Genomic DNA, 23,998 nt, shown 5'->3' with positions numbered 1-23,998 from the left:
TGCGGCAGCGGTCGGTTTGCGGGGCAAGCCTCGCGGTCGCCTTGAGCCACATGTTTGTAAACCTCACTATGATACGACAGCTCGTGGCGCGTTGAGGACGGCGAGGGTGCTACAGTGATGCGCAATCAAGAGAAAGGCATCACATGGCATTCGTTTCGCTCGCCATCATCGCACTCGTGGCCTTTGCAAGCCCCTTCATCGCCTCGGCGATTCCTGGAAAACCCGTTCCCGAGACGGTCTTCTTGCTCGTGCTCGGCGCGGTGCTGGGACCCCATATGCTCGGCGTCATCCATGTAGATGCCGAGGTCTCGCTTGTGTCCGAGCTCGGTCTGGCCTTCTTATTCCTGCTTGCCGGCTTTGAGATCGACCCCAAGAGCATCACGGGCGTCGAGGGGCGCTACGGCTTGGCGACGTGGGTCGTCACGTTTGGTATCGCCTGGCTTGCCGTGCGCTTTACCCCGTGGTTCTCGGTTAGTCATTTCGACGGTATCGCCGTGACGCTTGCCCTCACTTCGACGGCGCTCGGCACGCTCGTGCCCATCATGCGTGAGCGCTCGCTCACTGGCACGCGTGTGGGCGACTCGATTCTCGCGTATGGCACTTGGGGCGAGCTCGGCCCTGTGCTCGCCATGTCGGTGCTGCTGTCTGCCCGCACTGGCATCCAAACGCTCGTAATCCTTGGCTTGTTTGCGGTGGTTTGCGTGTTGCTGGCCGTGGTCCCAAGTCGCTCCAAGCGCGTCGGCAGCCGCTTCTTTGCGTTTGTCGAGGAACGCGCCGATACCACGTCGCAGACCTTCGTGCGCCTGACGGTGCTCATCCTGGTCACACTCGTGGCGTTCTCGGCCGTCTTTGATCTCGACATCGTGTTGGGTTCTTTTGCCGCCGGCTTTGTCTTGCGCTACATCATCCCCGAGGGCAACCATACGCTCGAGACCAAGCTCGACGGCCTGGCCTACGGCTTTTTGATTCCGGTGTTCTTTACTGTATCGGGCGCAAAGATCGACCTGACGGCCGTGGCGTCGCGCCCCGGGCTGCTCGCAGGCTTTATCGTGGCGTTGCTGATCATTCGCGCCGTGCCCATTCTCATCTCTATGAGCATTTGTCCTGCGACGCGCGATGTGTCGGCGTATGGTCGCATTACCGTGGCCCTGTACTGCACCACGGCCCTGCCGATCATCGTTGCCGTGACGAGTGTTGCCGTCAACGCGGGCGCGCTGTCGCAAGATATTGCGTCGGTCATGGTTGCCGCCGGTGCCATCACAGTGTTCTTGATGCCATTGCTCGCGCAGCTCTTCTACCGCGTGGTCGACGCCGCGCCGGTCGCCGCCGTGGCAGAGGTTGCCGAGCATCCATCCGATGCGTTCGACATCCTGCGTGCCCATCACGATTTGGCGAGCCTGCTCGCACGCGAGCACGAGCTGCTGACCTCGCATGGTCACGGTCGCGTATTCGAGGGCCTGCCTACGCTCGATACGATTGCCGAGCGTCTTTCCGCCGAGGCGGCGAGCGGCCACATCGATGCCCGCATCGTGGATGCGGCACATCTTCTTGCCGATAAGACCTATGGAGACGAGGTCGACCCGTCCGAGCTGACTCCGCGCGAGCGTCGCCGCCTGGAGCGCGCCAAGCTCGCCGTGCGCGAATACCGCCGCCGCATGCTGGAGCTCTATGCAAGAGAAGAAGCCGAGGACGACGACGGCAAGTAGCAAGGAATGTCGGGATACGGGTTTCGTCCAAATAATAGAAGGCGCGCTGCCTGCGGTTGATGCAGGCAGCGCGCCTTTTGCGTTGAGCTTCGTTGAGGTTTGAAGTAGTGGACTAGTTGGCCATAACGCCTTCGGTCCAGGCCTCGACGTCCTCGATGCGCAGGACGTTGGCGACCTCGGCCACGCAGTCGACGCTGGCAAGCTCGGCGGCGGCAGCCTGGACGTCCTTCTCGAGCGCGCGGTGCGTCAGGAAGATGACCGAGCAGGCATCGCTAACGCCCGACTTGCCGTCCTCGACCTGGTTGATGAGCGAGATCGAGATGTTGTGCTTGGCAAAGATATCGACCGTCTCGGACAGGGCGCCCACGCGGTCGGCGACCTTCAGGCGCACATAGTACTTGGTCTGGAGCTCGTCCATGGGCTTAAAGGCGAGGTTGTGGCCATAGGGCTCAATCTCGGGCAGCGGAGCCACGCCGCGGCTGATCTGCTCGGAGAGCGACAGGATATCGCCCACGACGGCGCTTGCGGTGGGGAAGGAGCCTGCGCCGGCACCGTAGAACATAGTCTCGCCCACGGCGTCGCCTACCACGTAGACAGCGTTCATGGCGCCGTTGACCTTGGCAAGCATGTGGTCGGCGGGGATCAGCGTGGGATGCACGCGGACGTCGACACCGGCGTCGGTGTTGCGGGCGATACCGAGCAGCTTAATGGTGTAGCCGAGCTCGCGGGCCTGGGCGATGTCCTCGGCGCCGATGGTACGGATACCCTGCTGGTACACGTCGTCGGTGGTAACGCGGGTGCCAAAGCCGATGGAGGCGAGGATGGCCGTCTTGCTGGCGGCGTCGAAGCCGTCGACGTCGGCGGACGGGTCGGCCTCGGCATAGCCCTTGGCCTGCGCGTCGGCAAGCACGTCGGCGTAATCGGCGCCCTCGGCGTCCATGCGCGACAGGATATAGTTGGTGGTACCGTTGAGAATGCCGGCGATGGTCAGGATCTTGTTGCCCACCAGGTCGTGCTCGAGCGTGCTCACGATGGGGATGCCGCCGCCGCAGCTGGCCTCGCACTTAATCTGCACGCCGCACGCGCGCGCCTTCTCGGCAAGCGTCTCGACGTGACGGCCCAGCAGGGCCTTGTTGGCAGAGACGACGTGCTTGCCGTGCTCAAAGGCAGTGGTGAAGATTTCGGTTGCGGGATGCTCGCCACCGATCAGCTCGACGACGATATCGACGGCGGGGTCGGTGACGACGTCGTGCCAGTCGCTCGTAAAGGCCTCGCGCTCAATACCGGCGGCTTCGGCCTGCTCCCAGGCAAGCGCGCAGGCGCGGCTCAGCTTAAGGTCGATGCCGTAGGCGGCCAGGTACTCATCGTGGTGGCTCTTGATCAGACGGGCCACGCCGCCGCCGACGGTTCCCAGACCGATGAGGCCGACGTTCACGGTGCGCAGGGGTTCGCTCATAGATAGCTCCTTCGTGCATCTTAAGGATGGATTAACCGCTTAAAGGTTGAGTGCATTCTAGCGTGAAGTGCGGGCGCGTGCTTGCCTGGCAGCGGGAGCAGCATAAAACGTCACCCCCGAAACGCTGCGGAAACATTGGAAACACGCTCGCTACAAACGAACTTCCGTAACAAACTGTCAACGTTTGCACCATAAGGTTTGCCCTGTACCGCAAGACGGCCGCACCACGGCCAGCGAAAAGGGGGACACCATGTTTAGCATCAACAACGTACTTAACCGCAGGAGTTTCTTGGCTGGCGCTGCGGCGCTCGGTAGCACCGCAGCACTCGCTGGTTGCTCGTCGGGTGGCTCGGACGGCGGCTCCGCCGATGACGGCAAGACCTTCAAGATCGGTGTCATCGGCCCTTTGACCGGCGCCGCGGCAACCTATGGCGTCTCGGCCGAGAAGGGTGCCAAGCTCGCCGCCAAGGATTTCTCGACCAAGGACCTCAAGCTCTCGCTTAAGTCCGAGGATGACGTCGCTGACGGCGAGAAGGCCATCAACGCCTTCAATACCCTGTGCGACTGGGGCATGCAGGCTCTCGTCGGCCCCGTCACGACTGGTGCCGCCGTTGCCGTCTCGGGCGAGATTGCCGACGACATGCTTATGGTCACGCCTTCGGCCTCGTCGCTCGATGTCACCAAGGACAAGACCACGGTTTTCCAGGTTTGCTTCACCGATCCCACCATGGGCGCCAGCGCCGCAAAGTTCTTGGCCGAGAAGTACGCGGATGCCAAGATCGCCCTGTTCTACAACTCCGGCGATACGTATAGCTCGGGCGTTGCCGACGCTTTTGCCGAGCAGGCCAAGGCGTCCAAGCTCGACATCGTCGATACCGAGACCTTTAAGGACGACTCTTCCACGAGCTTTACCAACCAGCTCACCAAGGCCAAGGAGTCCGGCGCCACGCTCATCTTTGCGCCGATCTACTACACGCCGGCGTCCGTTTTGCTCAAGAACGCCAAGGACATGGGCTACGACATGACCCTCATGGGTACCGACGGCATGGACGGCCTGCTCTCTGTGGAAGGCTTCGATACCTCTCTTGCCGAGGGCGTACTGCTCATGACCCCGTTTTCGGCTGACGATGAGAAGAATGCCGACTTCGTCAAGGCCTATAAGGATGCCTACGACGAGACGCCCAACCAGTTTGCCGCCGACGCCTACGATTGCGTCCACGCCATCGCCGAGGCCATCGACAAAGCGGGCATCGACATTACGGCCGACGGCGCCGACATTGCCGGCGACCTTGCCCGTGCCATGCGCAAGATTAAGATCGAGGGCCTGACGGGCGAGCTGACGTGGAATGACAAGGGCCAGGTCGAAAAGCCCGCTACGGCTTATGTGATCCAGGACGGCAAGTACATCGCCGCCTAAGTGCATATACATCGAGACCGGCGGGCCGTTTTATTCAGGGCAAGGACGCCTGTAACAGAACGGAAACATTACTTTCACACAATAAAGTGGCTAAACTGCATAAACCGACAGAAATACGCAGAATTATGGATAAATGGGCAAAACAAAAGAAAAGTTGAAATAATCGCCACTTTTCTCAACTAAAGCGTCTACTATTTTGCGAACGCCGAACACGGCGAAGGATGGCCTGTCGGGTAACCGAAACCCGACGAGATTTGAGAGGAGAGCCGCATGTCGAGCCTCACCGGTAAGTCATTGAACCCTGTTATGAATCGCAGGAGCGTTATCGCGAGCGCAGCAGGTCTGGGGGCGATGTCCATTCTAGCTGGCTGCTCCTCCAACGGCGGCGACAGCGGTTCCGCGTCGGGCGACGCTTCGTTTAAGATCGGCACCATCGGCCCGCTGACCGGCGCCAACGCGTCCTACGGCAAGTCCGTTACACAGGCTGTCGAGCTTGGCTGCAAGGATTTCTCGACTAAGGAGCTGCCGCTTGCCAGCAAGGCCGAGGACGACCAGGCCGATGGCGAGAAGGCCGTCAACGCCTTCAACACCCTGCTCGACTGGGGCATGCAGGCCCTCGTCGGTCCGACCACCACGGGTGCGTCGGTCGCCGTTGCCGCAGAGTGCGGTAACGACCCCGAGACGTTCATGATCACCCCGTCCGCGTCTTCCGAGGACGTTACCAAGGGCAAGGATTGCGTCTTCCAGGTTTGCTTTACCGACCCCAACCAGGGTGTCAACGCTGCCAAGTTCCTGGCGCAGAAGTATGCGGACGAGAAGTTCGTGCTGTTCTATAACTCCGGCGACGCCTATTCTTCGGGCATCGCAGATTCCTTTAAGGCCCAGGCCGCTAAGTCCAAGCTCGAGATTGTCGACGAGGAGACCTTTAAGGACGACTCCGCCACGAGCTTTACCAACCAGCTGACCAAGGCCAAGCAGGCAGGCGCCACCATGATCTTTGCGCCGATCTACTACACGCCGGCGTCCGTCCTGCTCAAGAACGCCAAGGACATGGGCTACGACGTCAAGATGATGGGCTGCGACGGCATGGACGGCATCCTGGGCGTTGAGGGTTTCGACACCTCTCTTGCCGAGGGTCTGCTGCTCATGACCCCGTTCTCCGCCGACGACGAGAAGAACGCCGACTTCGTCAACGCTTACAAAGATAAGTACGGCGATACCCCCGACCAGTTTGCCGCCGACGCCTACGACGGCGTGCATGCGGTGGTCGAGGCCCTCAAGGAGGCCGGCCTGGGTGTCGACGCCGACCCCACCGAGGTTGCCGAGAAGCTTCCCGAGGCTATGCGCAACATTACTGTTGACGGTCTGACTGGCAAGCTCTCCTGGAACGACAAGGGCCAGGTCCAGAAGGACCCGACGGCGTACGTCATTACCGACGGCAAGTACGTACAGGCCTAATAGGCCGCCTTACATAGAGCGGTTTTGATCCCAAGCAGGGGAGGTTTTGGCCTTCCCTGCTTGCTTGGTATCTAGGGACGATGTAACGTCCCTGTTTCATACATCAACTGGAAACCTATTCGAAAGGGGGATGTGGAACATGACGGTCTTTATCCAATACCTGGTCAACGGCCTGTCCATGGGCAGCGTCTACGCCATCATCGCGTTGGGCTACACCATGGTCTACGGTATCGCCAAGATGCTCAACTTCGCTCACGGCGACGTCATCATGGTCGGTGCCTATGTCTCGTTCTGTGCCACGTCGTATCTCGGCCTCCCGGGCTGGGCATCTGTAGTTCTCTCTTGTGTGGTCTGCACGGTTCTCGGTGTTCTCATCGAGGGTCTGGCCTATAAGCCGCTGCGCCAAGCAGGCCCTCTGGCCGTTCTGATCACGGCCATCGGCGTGTCTTACTTCCTGCAGAACGCCGCGCAGCTTCTGTGGGGCGCCACGCCCAAGAACTTCACTTCGCTCGTCACCTTCCAGGTACCGGAGTTCTTGGCCAAGTTCAACGTAAGCGCCGTCTCGCTCGTCACCATCGTCGCCTGCCTGGTTATCATGGCCGGCCTGATGTTCTTTACAGGTAAGACCAAGATGGGCAAAGCCATGCGCGCCGTGTCCGAGGACAAAGCCGCCGCTCAGCTCATGGGTATCAACGTCAACCGCACTATTTCGATGACGTTTGCCATCGGCTCCGCCCTTGCCGCCATCGCCGGTGTGCTCCTGTGCTCCTACTCGCCGGTCCTGCAGCCCACCACGGGCGCCATGCCTGGCATCAAGGCCTTCGACGCTGCCGTTTTCGGCGGCATCGGCTCCATCCCCGGTGCCTTTGTCGGTGGCATTCTCATCGGCATCATCGAGGCGATGGCGCAGGCTTACATTTCCACGAGCCTTGCCAACTCCATCGTCTTTGGTGTTTTGATTATCGTCCTGCTCGTCAAGCCTGCCGGCCTCTTGGGCAAGTACGTCCCCGAGAAGGTGTAGGTGAGCGTTATGAAGTTTCTTAAAGACAAGCAGACGCGTCACGACTTTGTTACGTATGCCATGTGCATCGTGGCATTTGCCATCGTGTTCTTTATGCAGTCTAACCACATGATCCCGCGCATGATCGCCGGTCAGCTGGTTCCCATCACGGCCTATATCGTCATGGCCATTTCCCTTAACCTCGTCGTCGGCATCGCGGGTGACTTGTCGCTGGGCCACGCGGGCTTTATGAGTGTCGGTGCCTATACGGGCATCGTTACCGCGGTCGCGCTGGAGAGCGCCGTCCCGTCCGATCCGATGCGCCTGATCATCAGCATCGTGGTCGGCGCCATCGCCGCTGCCATCCTGGGCTTCTTGATCGGCATCCCGGTCCTTCGCCTGAGCGGCGACTATCTGGCCATCGTGACGCTGGCCTTTGGCGAGATCATCAAAGAGATCGTCACCTGCCTCATTGTGGGCGTCGACTCCCGCGGCCTGCACGTGATCTTTAACATCACGGGCAACTCTACGATCGACGACCTGCACCTGCTCGAGGACGGCACCGCCATCATCAAGGGCGCCCAGGGCGCCTCGGGCGTGTCGACGTACTCGACCTTCCTCGCCGGTGCCATCCTGGTCATGGTCGCACTCGTGATCGTGCTCAACCTGGTTCGCAGCCGTACCGGCCGTGCCATCATGGCCGTGCGCGATAACAAGATTGCAGCCGAGTCCGTAGGCATCTCCGTCACCGAGTACCGCATGATCGCCTTCGTGGTTTCCGCTGCCCTCGCCGGTGCTGCCGGAGCCCTCTTCGGCGGTAACTTCTCGCAGCTCTCCGCCACCAAGTTCGACTTCAACACGTCGATCCTTATTCTGGTGTTCGTGGTCCTGGGCGGCCTGGGTAACATGCGCGGTTCCGTCATCGCGGCGGCGTTGCTCACGGTGCTTCCCGAGCTGCTCCGTCAGTTCTCGGACTACCGCATGCTCATCTACGCCATTGTGCTGATCCTGGTCATGATCTTTACCAACAACCCGCAGCTCAAGGCGTTCTTCGGTCGCGTCAAGGACCGCTTTGCTTCCAAGAAGGAGGTGGCAGCCGATGCCCAATAAATTTGAGTTCAACAAGGGCAAGATGGTCCCGTATCCTTCTGGCGCCATCGTTCCCGATCGAGACCTGGGCGAGCGCCCGGCACTCGAGTGCATCCACCTGGGCATTGAGTTCGGTGGCCTTAAGGCAGTCGACGACTTTAGCTTGACTATCGGCAAGACCGAGATCGCCGGTCTGATCGGCCCCAACGGTGCCGGCAAGACCACGGTCTTCAACCTGCTCACCAAGGTGTATCAGCCCACGCACGGTACCATCCTGCTCGACGGCGAGGACACCTCGGGCAAGTCGGTCTATCAGGTCAACCGTATGGGTATCGCTCGTACCTTCCAGAACATCCGCCTGTTCAACACCATGACGGTGGAGGATAACGTTAAGGTCGGCCTGCACAACCAGGAGCGCTACTCCGGCTTTGAGGGCGTGCTGCGCCTGCCGACGTATTGGAAGCACGAGAAGGCTGCTCACGAGCGCGCCATGGAGCTGCTGTCCATCTTTGATATGGAGCACCTGGCAAACGAGCAGGCCGGATCGCTGCCTTACGGCGCCCAGCGTCGTCTGGAGATCGTCCGCGCGCTTGCCACCAACCCCAAGCTGCTGCTGCTCGATGAGCCTGCCGCCGGCATGAACCCGTCCGAGACCGCGGAGCTTATGGAGAACATCGTCAAGATTCGTGACACCTTCGGCATCGCCATCATGCTTATCGAGCATGATATGTCGCTCGTTATGAACATCTGCGAGGGCATCTGCGTGCTCAACTTTGGCAAGGTCATTGCCAAGGGTACGGCCGAGGAGATCCAGAACAACGACGCCGTTATCGAGGCATATCTGGGCAAGCAGGATAAGGGGGAGAACTAAATGGCAGAGCCGATGCTTTCCGTCTACAACATCAACGTCTGGTACGGCGCCATCCACGCCATCAAGGACATCTCCTTTAACGTCAACGAGGGCGAGATCGTGGCCTTGATTGGTGCCAACGGCGCCGGCAAGTCCACGACGCTTAAGACCGTCTCGGGCCTGCTGCGTTCCAAGACCGGCTCCATCAAGTTTATGGGCGAGGACATTACCCATACGCCTGCCGACAAGCTGGTGGGCAAGGGCCTGGCTCAGGTTCCCGAGGGCCGTCGCGCCTTTTTGCAGATGACGGTCGAGGAGAACCTGGAAATGGGTGCCTATACGCAGCCCAAGTCCACGGTGGCTCCGGGCCTCGAGCGCGTCTACGAGCAGTTCCCGCGCCTAAAGGAGCGCCGTCGCCAGGTCGCCGGCACCCTTTCGGGCGGCGAGCAGCAGATGCTCGTTATGGGCCGCGCCCTTATGAGCAACCCTAAGCTGCTCATGCTCGATGAGCCCTCCATGGGTCTGGCGCCGATTCTGATTGAGCAGATCTTCCAGATCGTCGAGGACCTGCACAAGGCCGGCACCACGGTGCTTCTGGTCGAGCAGAACGCGCAGATGGCGCTCTCGATCGCCACGCGCGGCTACGTGCTCGAGACCGGCAAGATCACCATGACCGGCACGGGCCAAGAGCTCCTGCATGACGACAACGTCCGCAAAGCCTATCTGGGCGGTTAATCCATTCAACAAAGGGGGCGCTGACCAACCCGGTCAGCGCCCCCTTTTAAGTTGCGGTGGAATAGGGACTAAATGGGAGTCTAAGAGGCCAAAACAGTCCCTATTCCACCGCAACTTCATGGGGATGTGTGACAATGCCCGTCGGAAAACATCTGCTGTCTTTGGGGGCCTATCTATGCTGTACGAGTTTTGTGCCGAGAACTTTGAGCGGGTGCCGGCGGCTATCGATGCCGGTGCAAGGCGCATCGAGCTGTGCGATAACCTTGCCGTCGGTGGTACCACGCCCTCGGCCGGCGTTATCAGCGCTACGACCAACTATGCCCACGAACACGATGCACGGGTGATGTGCATGATCCGTCCGCGTGGCGGCGACTTTCACTACAACCAGGATGAGCTGCGCATGATGGAGATGGACTTGGGCCTTGCCGTGAGTGCGGGCGTTGACGGCTTGGTCTTTGGCTGCTGCAAACCCTGCGCTGGCGGATGGGCGCTCGACGAACTTACGCTTGGCGCCCTCGTGATGGCTGCGGGCTGCGCGACCGAGGAATGTAAGCGTGATCCCATCGACATCACCTTCCACATGTCATTTGACCAGCTCTCGCCCGAGGCTCAGCTCGATGCGATTGATACACTTGCCGACTGCGGCGTTACGCGCATCCTCACGCATGGCGGCGCTGCCGGTACGTCGATCGAGGATAATTTCGATTACCTGGCTCGTTTAATCGAGTATGCGGGCGATCGTTTGACCATCCTTCCCGGCGGCGGCATCACTACGGCAAATCGCGACGCGGTCGCGGCGGCGCTAGGCGTCTCCGAGCTCCATGGCACCAAGATCGTGCCGCTGGAGGTATAACCCGTGGCGCTGGTATTTGACGTTCAGCAGGCGAGCGGTAAGCCCGACGATAATCGTCGCCCTGGCACCGCGTGCCCTTTTTGCGATACAGAAGGGCTCACCGACATCATTCGCCGTGATGGCGATTGCATTTGGCTCGAGAATAAGTTCAAGACCCTGCGCGCCACCCGTCAAACCGTGCTGATCGAGTCGGCCGATCACGATGCCGACCTGGTGACCTACGAGCCGGATGAACTCCACCATGTGATGCGGTTTGCCCTGGGTTGTTGGCAGCAGATGATCGATTCACAGCAGTATCGAAGCGTGCTCATGTACAAGAACAAGGGTCCGCTCTCGGGCGGTAGTCTCGTGCATCCGCACATGCAGATTGTGGGTTTGGAGCAGGAAGACGGCTACACTTCGCTGACTTCTGCCAATTTCGAAGGCATCAATGTCTGGCAACAGGGGAGGATCTCGGTCAATATCTCAACCGAACCGATCATGGGGTTCTTTGAGATCAACGTTTCAGCCCCGCAGGGAATCGCCGCCAGCGATGACACGAGAGACCAAGCCGAGGCGAATCTCTTCGCCGATGCAATCCAGGTAGCTCTGCGCTATATCTTGCACGAGCACCATGGCGGTCGTGCAGAGTCGTACAACCTGTTCTTCTATCACATGAGCGACCGGACCATTGCCAAAGCGCTGCCGCGTTGGGTGGTTTCGCCCTACTTTGTCGGCTATCGTTTGGCCCAGGTCAATGCTGAGACCACGCTCGATGTCGATGCGGAGCGACTCCGCGCACATCTGGAGGCGCTCACATCGTAAAGTGAGCGCCCGCACACTGCGGACGGTTTAGCGCGCCATTGCATCGCGGCCGGCCTCGACGCGCTTGCGCTGGGCGGCGCGCTCCTCGCCGGTCAGACGCTCAAAGAAGTGCCCGATAAGCGAGGCGAGCACCTGCTGAAACAACGTTCCACACATGACGGGAAACACAACTTCGCCCGGAAAGTATTGCGTGGCGATGACGGCGCCCGAAGAGATATTGCGCATGCCGCAGGTAAAGCACATGGTGGTCGTTTCGCTATATGGCAGATGCAGCGCGCGGGCGACCAGAATGCCCACGACAAAACCGCTGATGGCGAACACCAGAATAAAGAGGGCGACTTCCAGGCGTACCATGTTCATGTGCAGCACGTACTCGCTTATGGCGGTGGAGTTGGACGCGATGACGCCCATCATCATGAACTTGCAGGCGGGCGAAAGCGCGGGGGAGAGTTTCTCATGACCCCAGCCGCGCGTGAGTTCGTTAATGACGATACCGAGCACGGCGGGTATGGCGATCATAAAGGCCATATTCTGCATCATGCTCGGCACGTCGATCGAGACGGTGGCGCCCAGCAGGAGCTTGAGCGTAAGAGGAATCGTCACAGGTGAGATGACCGAGGACGTCAGGATGATGGTGAGCGCGAGCGGGCCGTTGCCGCCGAACATGCTGATCCACATAAAGGCAGTGACTGCCACGGGTACGCTGTACTCGAGCACGATGCCGCAGACAAGGTTGGGGTTGGAACCAAAGAAGAGTGACCCTATGGCATACGCCGCGATGGGAATAAGCACTGCCGAGACCAGCAGCGCCAGAATCAGGTGTAGCGGACGGTGGAACACCTCGGCTACCTGGTGAAAGGTGTTGCTGAGCGCGCCCTGAAACGTCATAAAGGCGAAGAGGGCGGGAACAATGGGCTTGAGCACGCCGATCTGCTGGGGAAAGAGCACGCCGAGCGCCACACAAATCGGAACGATGATCTGCATATGCCCCGCGAGGAACTTTCCCAGTCCAGCCCATTGCTTCATATGTCCCGTGACTCCCTTTATCCGCGAACTCGTTTGTATGGATATGCTAGACGCTCGTATGCGTCCGTGCGGTTGAAACGCTCGATTATTTCGAGGCCATTACCGCCATCGTTTGCCGAAACCGCGGCGCACCGCGGCGTTTTGCGTCCGCGCTGCACGGTATAATAAATCCGTTCAACAGATCTGCCTGCCGAAGCGGGCATACACAGAGGACTCATCGCTATGAACCGTGAGAGGTATCGCGGCGACCTGCCCCTATCGGGGGTGGGCGCCTATGTCATCGCTTAAGACGACGCATCGCTGGGCGGTCGCTCAGCAAAACCCCGGGCTCGAAAAGGAGCTTTCGGCTGGTCTGGGCATTCCCGGACTGGTGGCGCGCATTATGGTCGCGCACGGCATCGGCTCCATCAAAGAGGGCCAATTGTTTTTGACGCCTTCGCTCGATCGCGACTGGGCCGACCCACTCATTATCCCGGGCATGTCGGTCGTTGCCGACCGCGTCGAGCGTGCTATTCGCAACCACGAGCACATTGCAGTCTTTGGCGATTTTGACGTTGACGGCATTACGTCGACCTGCCTGTTGACCGAGGCGCTGCGCACGTTTGGCGCCGATGTCACGCCGTTTATTCCGCATCGCTTTGATGAGGGCTACGGTCTTTCGCGCGCGGCACTCGACCGCGTTAACGAGCTCGCTCGCCCCCAGCTGATCGTGACCGTCGATAACGGCATTGCCGCCAAGGAAGAGGTTTCCTATCTGGAGAGCCTGGGGATCGATTTGGTGGTCACGGACCATCACGAGCCCTCCGACCAGGTGCCGCAGGGTGTGCCCCTGACCGACCCCAAGCTCGAAGACGAGGGCCCCTCGCGCGAGCTTGCCGGTGCTGGTGTGGCGCTCAAGCTGGTGCAAGTCCTGGGTGAGCGCCTGGGCAAGCCGTCGTATTGGCGTTCGCTAATCGAGGTCGCGGCGCTGGGCACCGTGTCCGACATGATGCCGCTCACGCCCGAGAACCGCGCGCTGGTTGCCGAGGGCATCCAGCAGATGCGCGTAACCGCTCGCCCCGGCTATATCGCGCTTGCCGCGCTCGCCAAGGCGGACCTTTCGAGCATTACGGCGGATGGCCTGTCATTCTCGCTCATTCCCCGCTTAAACGCTGCCGGTCGCATGGCCGATCCCAAGCTGGCGCTCGACCTGCTGCTTGCCCGCAATCCCATCGAAGCAAGCGCGCTGGCGGCTGAGCTCGAGGAAATCAACCGCCAGCGCCGTGAGATCGAGGCGGAGCTCACGCGCGATGCCATGGCAAAGGTCGAGGAGACCTATGACGGCGGACGCGCGATCGTCGTGGGCGGTGAAGGCTGGCACGAGGGTGTCAAGGGCATCGTGGCAAGCCGTCTGACCAACCGCTATCACGTGCCGGCGCTGCTGTTCTCGATCGAGGACGGTATCGCGCGCGGCTCTGGTCGCTCGGTGGGCAAAGTTAACCTGTTTGACGCCGTCGAGCGCTGTTCCGACCTGCTGATTCGTCGCGGCGGACATGCCGGTGCGGTGGGAGTGACCATCGAGGCATCCAAGCTCGATGAATTCCGTCGTCGCCTTTCCGCCGTGCTATCGGAGATTCCCGCCGAGGACTTTGAGGACACCGACGAGGTCGCTGCCACCGTCGACCTCTCCGAGCTGAATATTGAGACCATCGAGCAGATCTCCCGTCTTGAGCCGTTTGGCCAGGGCAACAAGGTGCCGCTGCTGGCCGCCGAGGGCGTGACGATGTGCGATCGCGCCGTGGTGGGCAAAACCGGCGAGCACATGCGCTTTGTGGCGACCGATGGCGCCGCGAGTGTGCCGGCCATTATGTTCCGCGTGCCGCAAATCGATAAGCTCATCAACTGCGATAGTGCTGTCGACTTGGTGTTCGAGGCCGTTGCCGAGCATTGGCAGGGACGTGTGAAGCCCAAGCTCATGATCAAGGATGTTCTGGTCCGTGATACCACGCTGCCCAGCGTCGACGATCCGGCATGCGAGCTTCGCCGTGGCGTGCAGCCGGCGGATTCTGGCCTGCGCCTGGAGTCGCGTAAACGCGAGACACTCGCCCAGCTTTCTTATACCGAGCTGACGCGCTCGCTTATCCATAGCTTTATAGGCTCGAACCAGCCGCACCGCGCGCAGGTCGAGGCGCTCGATGCCCTGGCCGATCACCAAAGTGTTCTGGCCGTTATGGGAACGGGGCGCGGCAAGTCGCTCATCTTCCATGTGCATGCCGCGCGCGAGGCGGTTCTTCGCGGGCGTGCGAGCATCTTTGTCTATCCGCTGCGCGCGCTCGTTGCCGACCAGGCCTATCACCTCTCGTCGACGATGGCCGCGCTCGGCATTGGCGTCGGCGTGTTGACCGGCGAGACCGTGGAGGCGGCGCGCGATGACGTGTTCGCCGGTCTAGCTTCGGGCCGCACCGGTATCGTGCTCACGACACCCGAGTTCCTGTCTATCCACCGTGACCGTTTCGCGCGTTCGGGCCGCATCGGCTTTGTCGTTATCGATGAGGCGCACCACGCCGGCCTTGCCAAGGGCGGCGACCGTAGCGCCTATCTCGACATGCCCGATATCCTCAAAGCCCTGGGCGACCCGGTCGTTATGGCTGCGACGGCCACCGCGACGGCTCCGGTCGTGGCCGAGCTTGCCCGCATGTTGCCGATCACTCACACGGTGGTTGACGAGACGGTGCGCGAGAACCTGCAGCTCGAGGACGACCGCGACCTTGCGAGCCGCGAGAACCGTTTGGTGTCGATCGTGGCGACGGGGGAGAAGACCGTCATTTACGTCAATTCGCGTGATCAGTCCGTGGCGCTTGCCAAGACACTACGCAAACGCGTTCCCGACTGTGCGACCCGTATCGCGTTCTATAACGCTGGCCTTACGCGCACCGACCGCCATCGCGTAGAGGAGGCGTTTCGAGACGGCAGCCTCAGCTGCATCGTCTCGACATCCGCCTTTGGCGAGGGCGTCAACCTGCCCGATATTCGCCATGTCGTGCTCTATCACATGCCGTTTGGCGGCATTGAGTTTAACCAGATGAGCGGCCGCGCCGGTCGCGATGGCCAGCCCGCCGTGATCCATCTACTCTATTCGTCGCGCGACGCCCGTATTAACGAGCGCCTACTCGACTGCTATGCGCCCGAGCGCGACGAGCTTGTCACGCTCTATCGCGCGCTGCAGACCATGTGGCGCTCCAACCGCGGCAAGACCGGGGACGATTCCTTTAGTGCGAGCGATATCGACATCGCGCAGATGTGCCTTGCCATCGATGCTCGCACGCCGGTCGACGAGCGCTCGGTGGAAAGTGGCCTGGGAATCTTCGAAGAGCTTGGTTTCTGTCGAGTTTCGGGGTTTGACGACACCCGTCGCATCGCGATGGCCAAAAACCCCGGCCGCGTGCAATTGAGCAGGTCAATTCGCTATTTGGAGGGCTTGCGCTCGCGCATGGAGTTCTCGGCTTTCCGGAGTTGGGCGCTCGATTCGTGCGCTTCTGATATGCTAGCCAAAGTTAACCGCCCGATCGTACCGCGGGCCTAGGGGAAGGGGACCTCGATGGATGCCGCAGCCCGTACCGCCCATGATTCCACCCTCCAGCCGTTTTCGGAGATGGAGCACTATAAGCATGCCGATGAGCTGCCGCCCGAGATTATGGCGGACAGCTACGACAAGCTGGAGCGCTTGTGCCTCAAATATATGAATGAGGACGACTTCTCCAAGGTGGAGCAAGCCTACTGCTTTGCCGCCGAGAAACACTGTAACCAAAAGCGCCGCTCGGGTGAGATGTACATCAACCATCCTGTCGAGGTGGCTATCATTCTGGCCGATCTCAAGATGGATTGTGACGTGGTGTGCGCCGCGCTGTTGCACGATACCGTCGAGGACACCGAGACCTCGCTCGCCGATGTTTCCGGCCTGTTTGGCGAAACCGTTGCCGAACTCGTCGATGGCGTGACCAAGCTCACCAACATCGAAGTCGACAGCATGGACGAGAAGCAGGCGCTCACGCTGCGCAAGATGTTCCTCGCCATGTCCAAGGACATTCGCGTCATCATCGTTAAACTTGCCGACCGTCTGCACAACATGCGTACGCTGGCAGCCCTGCGCGAGGATCGTCGCCTGTTTAAGGCTCGCGAGACCATGGACGTGTACGCGCCCTTGGCCGACCGCCTGGGCATGAGCTCTATTAAGTGGGAGCTCGAGGACCTGTCCTTCTTCTACCTGGAGCCCGATGCCTACCAGCGCATCGCGCGCATGGTGGCGGAGTCGCGCGAGGTCCGTGAGCGCTATCTTGCCGAGACTATCAAGACGCTTACCGATGAGCTCAACCGCATTGGTCTGGAGGACTTCCAGATCAACGGCCGCTCCAAGCACTATTGGTCCATCTACCAAAAGATGAAGCGCAAGGGCAAGGAATTCTCCGAGATCTACGACCTGGTGGCGCTGCGCGTAATTACCCATTCGGTGCGCGATTGCTACTCCACGCTCGGTGCGGTGCATACGCTGTGGCACCCCATGCCTGGTCGCTTTAAAGATTATATCGCCATGCCCAAGGTCAATAACTACCAGTCGCTCCACACGACGGTCATCGGCCCTACGGCTCGTCCGCTCGAGATTCAGATTCGAACCTACGAGATGCATGAGCAGGCCGAGTACGGCATTGCCGCCCACTGGCTATATAAGAAGTCGGGCGGATCGTCTGCGTCTAAGACCAATGATGCCCAGCGTCTGGACGACCAGATTAACTGGCTTAAGCACTCACTCGATTGGGCTGCGTCTGATGAGATTACCGACGCCAAAGAATACCTGCATTCGCTGAAGGTTGACCTCTTCGATCAGGAGATCTTCGTCTTTACGCCCAAGGGCGAGGTCATGGCGCTTCGTGCCGGATCCACGCCGCTCGACTTTGCCTATGCCGTTCACACCGAGGTGGGAAACCATTGCGTCGGCGCCAAAATCAACGGTGCGGTGGCTCCGCTCACGCACGAGATCAAGACGGGCGACCGTGTCGAGATCCTGACGAACAAGAGTTCCAAGCCGTCGCGTGATTGGCTCAAGATCGTCAAGACGCCTTCGGCTAAGTCCAAGATCCGCCGCTATTTTGCCGCTGCGACCAAGGACGACGACGCTGCTGCTGGCCGCGATATGCTGGCCAAGGACCTGCGCAAGCGCGGGTATGGCATCTCCACGCCGCGCTCCACGCGTGCGCTCAACGCCGTGGCGGAGCAGTTTAACTTCAAGCAGCTCGAGGACCTGTTTGCCGCCGTCGGCGCCGGCAAGGTTGCCCCGCGCGCTGTGGGCAATAAGGTCGAGCAAATCTTGGACCCCAAGCCCGAGGAACAGCTCACCAAGGCCGAGGCTATCGCCGAGGTCGTGAAGCAGCCCGCTCGCGGCTCCAACCGCAAGCCGCAAAAGCGCGGCAAGAGCGCCAGTAACGGCATTATCGTCAAGGGCGAGAGCAACAGCGGCCTGCTGGTCCGTCTGGCTCATTGCTGCAACCCCGTGACGGGCGACGACATCGTCGGCTTCATCACGCGCGGTCGTGGCGTTTCGGTGCATCGCGCCAACTGCCCTAACGTCAAGGGTCTTATGGAACATCCCGAGCGCATGATCGATGTGGAGTGGGACGGCGCTGCCGACACCCTCTTCCAGGTCGAGATCGTGGTCGAGTGCCTGGACCGCATGGGTCTGCTCAAGGACGTCACCATTGCCATTGGCGATGCAGGCGGCAATATCCTTTCTGCCGCCACGTCGACCAACCGCGAGGGTATTGCGACCCTGCGCTTTATGGTCGAAATTTCGGATGCGAGCGGCCTGGATCCGCTGCTGGCTTCCATCAGCAGTGTCGATTCGGTCTACGACGCTCGCCGTCTTATGCCCGGCGAGGGCGGAGCGCAACTCAAGCGCCGTGTGTAGGTGCGAGAGCCTCTCAGCATCATAGATATTGGTTACGTTCGAGGCATCGTTTGGTGCCTCGAACGTATTTTAGAAGGAGGGTATGCGCATGGGCGATATGACTTTGGACCTGACACCCCGAGGTTCGGCTTCGATTGAGGCGCTCGTCAACGGCCCCATTCAGACCAACAGTTACGCCGTGATTTCGAATGACGAGTGCTTAATCGTCGATCCGGCGTGGGAGGGCGAGCGTCTTGTGGAGCATATCCGCACCGCGCATCCCGAGGTTCGCGTACTCGGCTCTGTCTGCACGCACGGTCATGCCGACCATGTTGGCGGGGTTGCCGGGGTTCGAGCTGTCGTTGGCGACGGCGCGCTATATGAGTTGTGCGCTAAGGACGTGACGGTACCTCGCGCAAATATCGAGGAGCAGCGCACCATGTGGGGTATCGAGACGCCCGATCCGGGTGAGCCGACGCGGCTGCTTGCCGAGGGCGATACGATTGAATTGGGCGATATCTGCCTGCAGGTGATCGAGACGCCGGGACATACGCCGGGCGGCATCGTCCTGTTCGCCGCGACCGAGCAGGGGAACATCGCCTTTGTGGGCGACACGCTTTTCCCGGGCAGCCACGGTCGTACCGATCTTTCCGGCGGTGACGAGGCGGCGATTATGCGCTCGCTCTCCAAACTTGCCAAGACGCTTCCGCCCGATACCGTTTGCTTGACGGGCCATGGCGATTCGACCACGATGGCGCGCGAACTTATGCAGAATCCGTTTATGCAGATGTAGGCTCGAAGCCGTCTTTCGAACCACGAAGACCGCTCAATCGTCAAGCTATTTTCCCCAGTGGGTCGATTCTGTGGGGCAAACGGTCAAAATTTGTCCAATCGGATGGTATTCGTGAACAAACGAACGTTTATGCTCGGGTATGTCGTGGTAAAATCTCAGGCGTTATCGGAGCAACCTTACAGGAGGTTTCTTTTATGCTCGTCAACGCAGCAGACATGCTCAAGAAGGCCGAGGCCGGCAAGTACGCTCTCGGTGCCTTCAACACCAACAACCTCGAGTGGACCCTGGCTATTCTCCAGGCCGCCGAGGAGGCCAAGTCTCCGCTGATCCTTCAGTGCACCGCTGGTGCCGCTAAGTGGATGGGCGGTTTCAAGGTCTGCGCCGACATGGTCAAGGCTGCCGTCGAGGCAACGGGCGTTACCGTCCCCGTCGCCCTTCACCTCGATCACGGTTCTTACGAGGACTGCTTCAAGTGCATCGAGGCCGGCTTCACGTCCATCATGTATGACGGCTCTCACGAGGAGACCTTCCAGCTTAACCTCGACCGCACCAAGGAGCTCGTTGAGCTCGCCCACTCCAAGGGCATGTCCATCGAGGCCGAGGTCGGCGGCATCGGCGGCACCGAGGACGGCGTGACCTCCAACGGCGAGCTCGCTGACCCCGCTGAGTGCAAGCAGATCGCTGACCTGGGCGTCGACTTCCTCGCCTGCGGTATCGGCAACATCCACGGCGTGTATCCCGCCGACTGGGCTGGCCTTTCCTTCGAGCGTCTGGGCGAGATCAAGGCTCAGACCGGCGACCTGCCCCTCGTTCTGCACGGTGGCACCGGCATCCCCGAGGATCAGATCAAGAAGGCCATCTCCCTGGGTATCTCCAAGATCAACGTCAACACCGACCTGCAGCTCGTCTTCGCCAAGGGCGTTCGCGAGTACATCGAGGCTGGCAAGGATCAGCAGGGCAAGGGCTTTGACCCCCGCAAGCTCCTCAAGCCTGGTCGCGACAACATCGTTGCCCGCACCAAGGATCTCATGGAGGAGTTTGGCTCCGTCAACAAGGCGTAAGTAGCGGTTTAACTTTCCCGTCGGAGGCCCCGTTCACCCTACGCTTTTCCCTTGCGCTCACCTGGCTTTGCCAGAAGTCGCGCAATGGGAAAAGCTTCGGGTGAACGGGGCCTCCTTCGTTAACTCGCCACAGGGTTACTGGGCTGAATTCATTTTTTATAGGTACCGTTTATCGGTGTTGAGGGTTCCTTTATTGGGGCTTTCTTTTTATCTCGCTACAATGGACTTCAATAGTTCTAATGACTTGGAGTTTGGTATGGCTGTTATTAATGTGCTGCCTTCGGATGGGAAGGTTATTGACGAAGGTCCTGTTGGTTGCTCTGTTGATGTTTGTTGTGATGATTTTCGTCATCTCGATATTGGTCTGCCGCCCGAGATTCTTCGACTTAAGGATGCCGGGTATTTGACGCAGGCTGTTGCTGCCTGCGATCGCCTTCTGGAGCAGAACCCTGAGCCTTCGCTGGCTGCTTGTGTTCGTGCCGAGCGGTATCGCATGCTCGAGACGCCGCTTCATTTTTCGGTGTCGCGCGATCGAGCTATTGCGATGATTCGCGAGGAGTGGCCTGAGTTTACCGAGGAGCAGTTTGACGACCTGATTGACCGTGAGCGTATTGACTGGCGCTTTATCGATGGCGAGCTGTTCGTTCTCGATAACTTCCTCGATTCGCTTCGCGTATATCCCAAAGAGGTCCCCGGCATGCGTCCCGATTCTACGGACGGAATAGCACTGCGCAACGAGATGCTCAAGGAGATGGAGTCGCAAAACGGATTGGCTCGCGTCATTACGCTTAAAGCGTCCTTGTCTGTCCCCGGCGCTCTGGAGGGGGAGACCGTTTGCGCTTGGCTTCCCGTCGCGGCTGCCTGTCGTCAGCAGTCTCGGGTCGAGATTCTCGACATGACGCCGGAGGGTGCTGTTGCTCCCGCGAACGCTTCGGCGCGTACCGCCTCGTGGTCTTCTTCGAGTGAGCGCTCATTCTCGGTGACTTATCGTTATCACATCGATGCTGCTTATTGTGATGTCTACGGTGGCACACTTCCGGTTCATCCGCGTATGGACGCGCCTCTGCCCGAGGATATTTCCGAGGACCGTCCGCACATTGCATTCACGCCGTATCTGCAGCAGCTGACGGCCGGTGTTGTTGACGGACTCGAGGATCCGCTCGATCGCGCCCGTGCTATCTATGATTATTTGACGCAGCATATCGACTATCGTTATCAGCCGCCGTACTTGCTTTTGGGATCTATTGCCGATGACTGCGCGCATTCACTCCGCGGCGATTGCGGCGTTATGGCGCTCGCGTTTATCACCATGTGCCGTATCGCGGGCGTGCCTGCCCGTTGGCAGAGCGGCCTGTACGTTGCGCCCGATTCGGTGGGGTCGCACGACTGGGCAGAGTTCTATACGCCGCAGACCGGTTGGCTCAACGCCGACGTGTCATTTGGATCTTCTGCTCGCAGGATGGGGGAGGAGTGGCGCCGCCGTCACTACTTTGGCAATCTCGACCCATGGCGTATGGTGGCCAACAATCGATTCCAGGCAGAGTTTGAGCCCTCTTTCGACGGCATGCGCGAGGACCCTTACGATAACCAGATGGGTGAGGCTTCGGTCGACGGTCGCGGATGCCGTCAGCGCGAGATGCTACGCACGGTCGAACTCATCGAAATGCTCGAAGTTCCATTTTCGGACTAATCGGTAGAAAGCTGTGATAAACTAACTCACGCATTGCGTGCCCGAGTGGCGGAATTGGCAGACGCAGTGGACTCAAAATCCACCGTTGGCAACAACGTGCGAGTTCGAGTCTCGCCTCGGGCACCATACATGCAAGTGAGCGTTCAAGGGGGTTGCGGCCCCCTTTTTCGTGCCGAACTCGCGTGAGCGCGCGAAGCGTTAAGCAAACAGGCCTGTGGCCTGTCTGTAGCGGAGCGTGGCGAGGGCGCCACGCGCCCGAAGCCCGGGGCTTCGCGAAGCGAAGGCCCTTCGAGTCTCGCCTCGGGCACCATACATGCAAGCGAGCGTTCAAGGGGGTCAAGGCCCCTTTTTCGTGTACGTAATGTGATAACGCGCTGTACGTGTTATTATTCGCAAGGCGTTGTTCCCGCAATGCCCTAAAGAGGAACCCGAGGGTTCCCACCTTTTGGCGCCAATGAGCAGCTGACTGGTCATACAACTTAGATTACCTTCCTCAAATCGAGGAAGTCTATGTGTACGACCTGGTTGCTGAGAAGCGCCGGGTTATTTTTTTATGAATGGAGGTAGGGAAAATAGCTAAGTCTGATGACACCCGCATCAACGACGAGATCACTGCATCTTCGTGCCGTTTGATTGGCGTCGATGGCTCTCAGCTCGGCCTGTTCGCCATCCGCGATGCCCAGCGCGTCGCCGACGATCAGGGTCTCGACCTGGTCGAGATCGCTCCCAACGCGGAGCCGCCGGTCTGCAAGGTCATGGACTACGGTAAGTTCAAGTACCAGCAGGCCATGAAGGCCAAGGCTGCTCGTAAGAACCAGTCCAAGGTCGAGGTCAAGGAAATGAAGTTCCGACCCAAGATCGACGTTGGCGACTACGAGACCAAGAAGGGCCACGTTCTGCGTTTCCTCAAGAAGGGCGCACGCGTTAAGATCACCATCATGTTCCGCGGCCGTGAGATGGCTCACCCGGAGCAGGGCCTTAACGTTCTCGAGCGCCTCGCCGAGGATCTCAAGCCTTACGCTACGGTCGAGTCCAAGCCTAAGATGGAAGGCCGTAACATGCTTATGCTGCTCGCCCCGATTAAGGGCGCCTTCGATGAGGATAAAGCGGCAAGCGATACCAAGTAACTAGTGTTCTGTAACCGATTAAGGAGTATTTCATGCCTAAGATGAAGTCCCACAGCGGCACCAAGAAGCGTTTCCGCAAGACTGGTACCGGCAAGCTTATGCGCGCCAAGGCTTTCAAGAGCCACATCCTGAGCAAGAAGTCCACCAAGCGTAAGCGTGGCTTCCGTCAGGAGACCGAGATCGCCGCTGCCGACCGCAAGGTCATCAAGTCGCGTCTCGCCTAAGTTCGCGTTCCCGTTTTTCGTTTTACCGTCTAGGAGTTGATAGAACATGGCACGTATTAAGCGCGCTGTTGCCGCCAAGAAGAAGCGCCGTACCGTTATGCACCGTGCGAAGGGTTACTACGGTGCCGCTTCGCGTACTTACAAGCATGCTAAAGAGCAGGTCCAGCACTCCCTGCAGTATCAGTATCGTGATCGCCGCAACAAGAAGCGCGAGATCCGTTCTCTCTGGATCACTCGTATCAACGCTGCTGCTCGCCTGAACGACATCTCTTACTCTCAGTTCATGCACGGCCTGAAGGTTGCCGGCATCGAGCTCGACCGCAAGGTCCTGGCTCAGATGGCTTACGAGGATATCGAGTCCTTCAACGAGCTGGCTACCATCGCCAAGAAGGCTCTCGAGGCCTAATAGATTCTCTTGAATCGCTAGGGGAGTGTCGCGTTGTGCGCGGCGCTCCCTCTTTTTATCTGAGGCGCGGTTTACATTGCTAAAAGCGCGGGTAGATAAACACTTACAGGTGACCGATCTCTATATATTCCTGAACCAAAGGGTCATCATCTGATACGTGCGGAAGATCCGCACCAGTCTTTCTATTACCTATAGAAAGCAATATGTTGTGTAGGACTTGTGAAGAGTGGAATTGACGTCCCACAGAGCTTCGCGGTCTGGCAATATATCTCCTTGCCGCGCGGCCCGGTGGAACCGGATCAGCCGCGTAGGCGTGCACCTTGAGAACCGGATACTGCGAGGATGGACACATTGAGTGTCGCATCCGGGCAGACATCGAACCATTT

At 59.7% G+C, this 23,998-nt stretch carries 19 protein-coding genes and 1 tRNA gene; 18 read left to right on the top strand and 2 right to left on the bottom strand.

The annotated features are described in order from the left end of the window. The first annotated feature begins 143 nt into the window (after positions 1 to 143). The gene (locus ACESUZ_RS00100; protein ID WP_373197910.1) at positions 144 to 1,706 is read left to right on the top strand and encodes a cation:proton antiporter domain-containing protein; all 1,563 of its coding nucleotides are present in this window, start codon (positions 144 to 146) and stop codon (positions 1,704 to 1,706) included. A 112-nt stretch (positions 1,707 to 1,818) separates the two neighbouring features. Here the strand turns inward: ACESUZ_RS00100 and ACESUZ_RS00095 are convergent, their stop codons facing one another. Then, on the bottom strand, positions 1,819 to 3,162 hold the full coding sequence (locus ACESUZ_RS00095) for a homoserine dehydrogenase (RefSeq protein ID WP_373197908.1): 1,344 nt from the start codon (positions 3,160 to 3,162) through the stop codon (positions 1,819 to 1,821). A 250-nt stretch (positions 3,163 to 3,412) separates the two neighbouring features. On the opposite strand from ACESUZ_RS00095, the gene ACESUZ_RS00090 reads away from it, so the two are divergent. The 8 genes from ACESUZ_RS00090 to ACESUZ_RS00055 all read left to right on the top strand — a co-directional run bounded on the left by ACESUZ_RS00090 (position 3,413) and on the right by ACESUZ_RS00055 (position 11,368). After that, entirely contained in the window at positions 3,413 to 4,579 is a 1,167-nt protein-coding gene (locus ACESUZ_RS00090) for an ABC transporter substrate-binding protein (protein WP_373197906.1), read from the top strand. Positions 4,580 to 4,849: 270 nt separating this feature from the next. Beyond that, a complete protein-coding gene (locus ACESUZ_RS00085; RefSeq protein WP_373197905.1) occupies positions 4,850 to 6,037 on the top strand; it encodes an ABC transporter substrate-binding protein in 1,188 nt (395 codons plus the stop codon). 139 nt (positions 6,038 to 6,176) lie between these two features. Next, entirely contained in the window at positions 6,177 to 7,058 is an 882-nt protein-coding gene (locus ACESUZ_RS00080; RefSeq protein ID WP_099432746.1) for a branched-chain amino acid ABC transporter permease, read from the top strand. Positions 7,059 to 7,067: 9 nt separating this feature from the next. Further along, positions 7,068 to 8,147, top strand: a complete 1,080-nt coding sequence (locus ACESUZ_RS00075; protein WP_117862433.1) for a branched-chain amino acid ABC transporter permease — start codon at positions 7,068 to 7,070, stop codon at positions 8,145 to 8,147. Further along, positions 8,137 to 8,997 (top strand): ABC transporter ATP-binding protein, encoded by an 861-nt coding sequence (locus tag ACESUZ_RS00070; RefSeq protein WP_373197902.1) that lies wholly within the window; start codon positions 8,137 to 8,139, stop codon positions 8,995 to 8,997. Before ACESUZ_RS00075 ends, ACESUZ_RS00070 begins: the two co-directional genes overlap by 11 nt. Next, positions 8,998 to 9,711 carry an ABC transporter ATP-binding protein gene (locus ACESUZ_RS00065; protein ID WP_006234438.1) on the top strand — a complete coding sequence of 238 codons (714 nt, stop codon included), beginning with the start codon at positions 8,998 to 9,000 and terminating at the stop codon, positions 9,709 to 9,711. A 175-nt stretch (positions 9,712 to 9,886) separates the two neighbouring features. Then, positions 9,887 to 10,564 carry a copper homeostasis protein CutC gene (locus ACESUZ_RS00060; RefSeq protein ID WP_271748967.1) on the top strand — a complete coding sequence of 226 codons (678 nt, stop codon included), beginning with the start codon at positions 9,887 to 9,889 and terminating at the stop codon, positions 10,562 to 10,564. A gap of 3 nt (positions 10,565 to 10,567) precedes the next feature. Further along, positions 10,568 to 11,368, top strand: coding sequence for a DUF4931 domain-containing protein (locus tag ACESUZ_RS00055; RefSeq protein WP_271748968.1), 801 nt, complete (start codon positions 10,568 to 10,570; stop codon positions 11,366 to 11,368). 27 nt (positions 11,369 to 11,395) lie between these two features. On the opposite strand, the gene ACESUZ_RS00050 is transcribed toward ACESUZ_RS00055, so the two are convergent. Beyond that, complete coding sequence (locus tag ACESUZ_RS00050) at positions 11,396 to 12,394, bottom strand: bile acid:sodium symporter family protein (protein WP_373197900.1); 999 nt, start codon at positions 12,392 to 12,394, stop codon at positions 11,396 to 11,398. Positions 12,395 to 12,668: 274 nt separating this feature from the next. On the opposite strand from ACESUZ_RS00050, the gene recJ reads away from it, so the two are divergent. The 9 genes from recJ to rplT all read left to right on the top strand — a co-directional run bounded on the left by recJ (position 12,669) and on the right by rplT (position 23,612). Then, positions 12,669 to 15,956 carry a single-stranded-DNA-specific exonuclease RecJ gene (gene recJ / locus ACESUZ_RS00045; protein WP_373197899.1) on the top strand — a complete coding sequence of 1,096 codons (3,288 nt, stop codon included), beginning with the start codon at positions 12,669 to 12,671 and terminating at the stop codon, positions 15,954 to 15,956. Between the two features lie 15 nt (positions 15,957 to 15,971). Next, entirely contained in the window at positions 15,972 to 18,332 is a 2,361-nt protein-coding gene (locus ACESUZ_RS00040; protein ID WP_373197897.1) for a RelA/SpoT family protein, read from the top strand. Positions 18,333 to 18,420: 88 nt separating this feature from the next. Next, positions 18,421 to 19,104, top strand: coding sequence for an MBL fold metallo-hydrolase (locus ACESUZ_RS00035; RefSeq protein WP_373197895.1), 684 nt, complete (start codon positions 18,421 to 18,423; stop codon positions 19,102 to 19,104). Between the two features lie 194 nt (positions 19,105 to 19,298). Continuing rightward, entirely contained in the window at positions 19,299 to 20,165 is an 867-nt protein-coding gene (gene fba, locus ACESUZ_RS00030) for a class II fructose-1,6-bisphosphate aldolase (RefSeq protein ID WP_373197893.1), read from the top strand. 256 nt (positions 20,166 to 20,421) lie between these two features. Then, positions 20,422 to 21,855, top strand: a complete 1,434-nt coding sequence (locus ACESUZ_RS00025; RefSeq protein ID WP_373197892.1) for a transglutaminase-like domain-containing protein — start codon at positions 20,422 to 20,424, stop codon at positions 21,853 to 21,855. A gap of 39 nt (positions 21,856 to 21,894) precedes the next feature. Further along, a tRNA-Leu gene (locus tag ACESUZ_RS00020) sits at positions 21,895 to 21,981 on the top strand. A 431-nt stretch (positions 21,982 to 22,412) separates the two neighbouring features. Next, complete coding sequence (gene infC, locus ACESUZ_RS00015; protein ID WP_006234423.1) at positions 22,413 to 22,982, top strand: translation initiation factor IF-3; 570 nt, start codon at positions 22,413 to 22,415, stop codon at positions 22,980 to 22,982. A 32-nt stretch (positions 22,983 to 23,014) separates the two neighbouring features. Beyond that, positions 23,015 to 23,206, top strand: coding sequence for a 50S ribosomal protein L35 (gene rpmI, locus ACESUZ_RS00010; RefSeq protein WP_006234422.1), 192 nt, complete (start codon positions 23,015 to 23,017; stop codon positions 23,204 to 23,206). 46 nt (positions 23,207 to 23,252) lie between these two features. Then, complete coding sequence (gene rplT / locus ACESUZ_RS00005; protein ID WP_006234421.1) at positions 23,253 to 23,612, top strand: 50S ribosomal protein L20; 360 nt, start codon at positions 23,253 to 23,255, stop codon at positions 23,610 to 23,612. The last annotated feature ends 386 nt before the right edge of the window (positions 23,613 to 23,998 follow it).

Origin of the sequence: Collinsella aerofaciens ATCC 25986, assembly GCF_964239575.1 — a bacterium.
Taxonomy (GTDB): Bacteria; Actinomycetota; Coriobacteriia; order Coriobacteriales; family Coriobacteriaceae; genus Collinsella; species Collinsella aerofaciens_BQ.
The sequence above is the reverse complement of the archived record's forward strand: the minus strand, read 5'-3'. Positions and strand labels throughout refer to the sequence as shown.

What these genes read in the sequence shown, in the direction of transcription:
- ACESUZ_RS00075 (WP_117862433.1), top strand. Translation starts at nt 7,068, where the DNA reads ATGAAGTTTCTTAAAGACAAGCAGACGCGTCACGACTTTGTTACGTAT.
- rplT (WP_006234421.1), top strand. Translation starts at nt 23,253, where the DNA reads ATGGCACGTATTAAGCGCGCTGTTGCCGCCAAGAAGAAGCGCCGTACC.
- ACESUZ_RS00065 (WP_006234438.1), top strand. Translation starts at nt 8,998, where the DNA reads ATGGCAGAGCCGATGCTTTCCGTCTACAACATCAACGTCTGGTACGGC.
- fba (WP_373197893.1), top strand. Translation starts at nt 19,299, where the DNA reads ATGCTCGTCAACGCAGCAGACATGCTCAAGAAGGCCGAGGCCGGCAAG.
- ACESUZ_RS00050 (WP_373197900.1), bottom strand. Translation starts at nt 12,394, where the DNA reads ATGAAGCAATGGGCTGGACTGGGAAAGTTCCTCGCGGGGCATATGCAG.
- ACESUZ_RS00035 (WP_373197895.1), top strand. Translation starts at nt 18,421, where the DNA reads ATGGGCGATATGACTTTGGACCTGACACCCCGAGGTTCGGCTTCGATT.
- ACESUZ_RS00090 (WP_373197906.1), top strand. Translation starts at nt 3,413, where the DNA reads ATGTTTAGCATCAACAACGTACTTAACCGCAGGAGTTTCTTGGCTGGC.
- ACESUZ_RS00080 (WP_099432746.1), top strand. Translation starts at nt 6,177, where the DNA reads ATGACGGTCTTTATCCAATACCTGGTCAACGGCCTGTCCATGGGCAGC.
- ACESUZ_RS00060 (WP_271748967.1), top strand. Translation starts at nt 9,887, where the DNA reads ATGCTGTACGAGTTTTGTGCCGAGAACTTTGAGCGGGTGCCGGCGGCT.
- ACESUZ_RS00070 (WP_373197902.1), top strand. Translation starts at nt 8,137, where the DNA reads ATGCCCAATAAATTTGAGTTCAACAAGGGCAAGATGGTCCCGTATCCT.
- infC (WP_006234423.1), top strand. Translation starts at nt 22,413, where the DNA reads ATGGAGGTAGGGAAAATAGCTAAGTCTGATGACACCCGCATCAACGAC.
- ACESUZ_RS00040 (WP_373197897.1), top strand. Translation starts at nt 15,972, where the DNA reads ATGGATGCCGCAGCCCGTACCGCCCATGATTCCACCCTCCAGCCGTTT.
- rpmI (WP_006234422.1), top strand. Translation starts at nt 23,015, where the DNA reads ATGCCTAAGATGAAGTCCCACAGCGGCACCAAGAAGCGTTTCCGCAAG.
- ACESUZ_RS00085 (WP_373197905.1), top strand. Translation starts at nt 4,850, where the DNA reads ATGTCGAGCCTCACCGGTAAGTCATTGAACCCTGTTATGAATCGCAGG.
- ACESUZ_RS00095 (WP_373197908.1), bottom strand. Translation starts at nt 3,162, where the DNA reads ATGAGCGAACCCCTGCGCACCGTGAACGTCGGCCTCATCGGTCTGGGA.
- ACESUZ_RS00100 (WP_373197910.1), top strand. Translation starts at nt 144, where the DNA reads ATGGCATTCGTTTCGCTCGCCATCATCGCACTCGTGGCCTTTGCAAGC.
- ACESUZ_RS00025 (WP_373197892.1), top strand. Translation starts at nt 20,422, where the DNA reads ATGGCTGTTATTAATGTGCTGCCTTCGGATGGGAAGGTTATTGACGAA.
- recJ (WP_373197899.1), top strand. Translation starts at nt 12,669, where the DNA reads ATGTCATCGCTTAAGACGACGCATCGCTGGGCGGTCGCTCAGCAAAAC.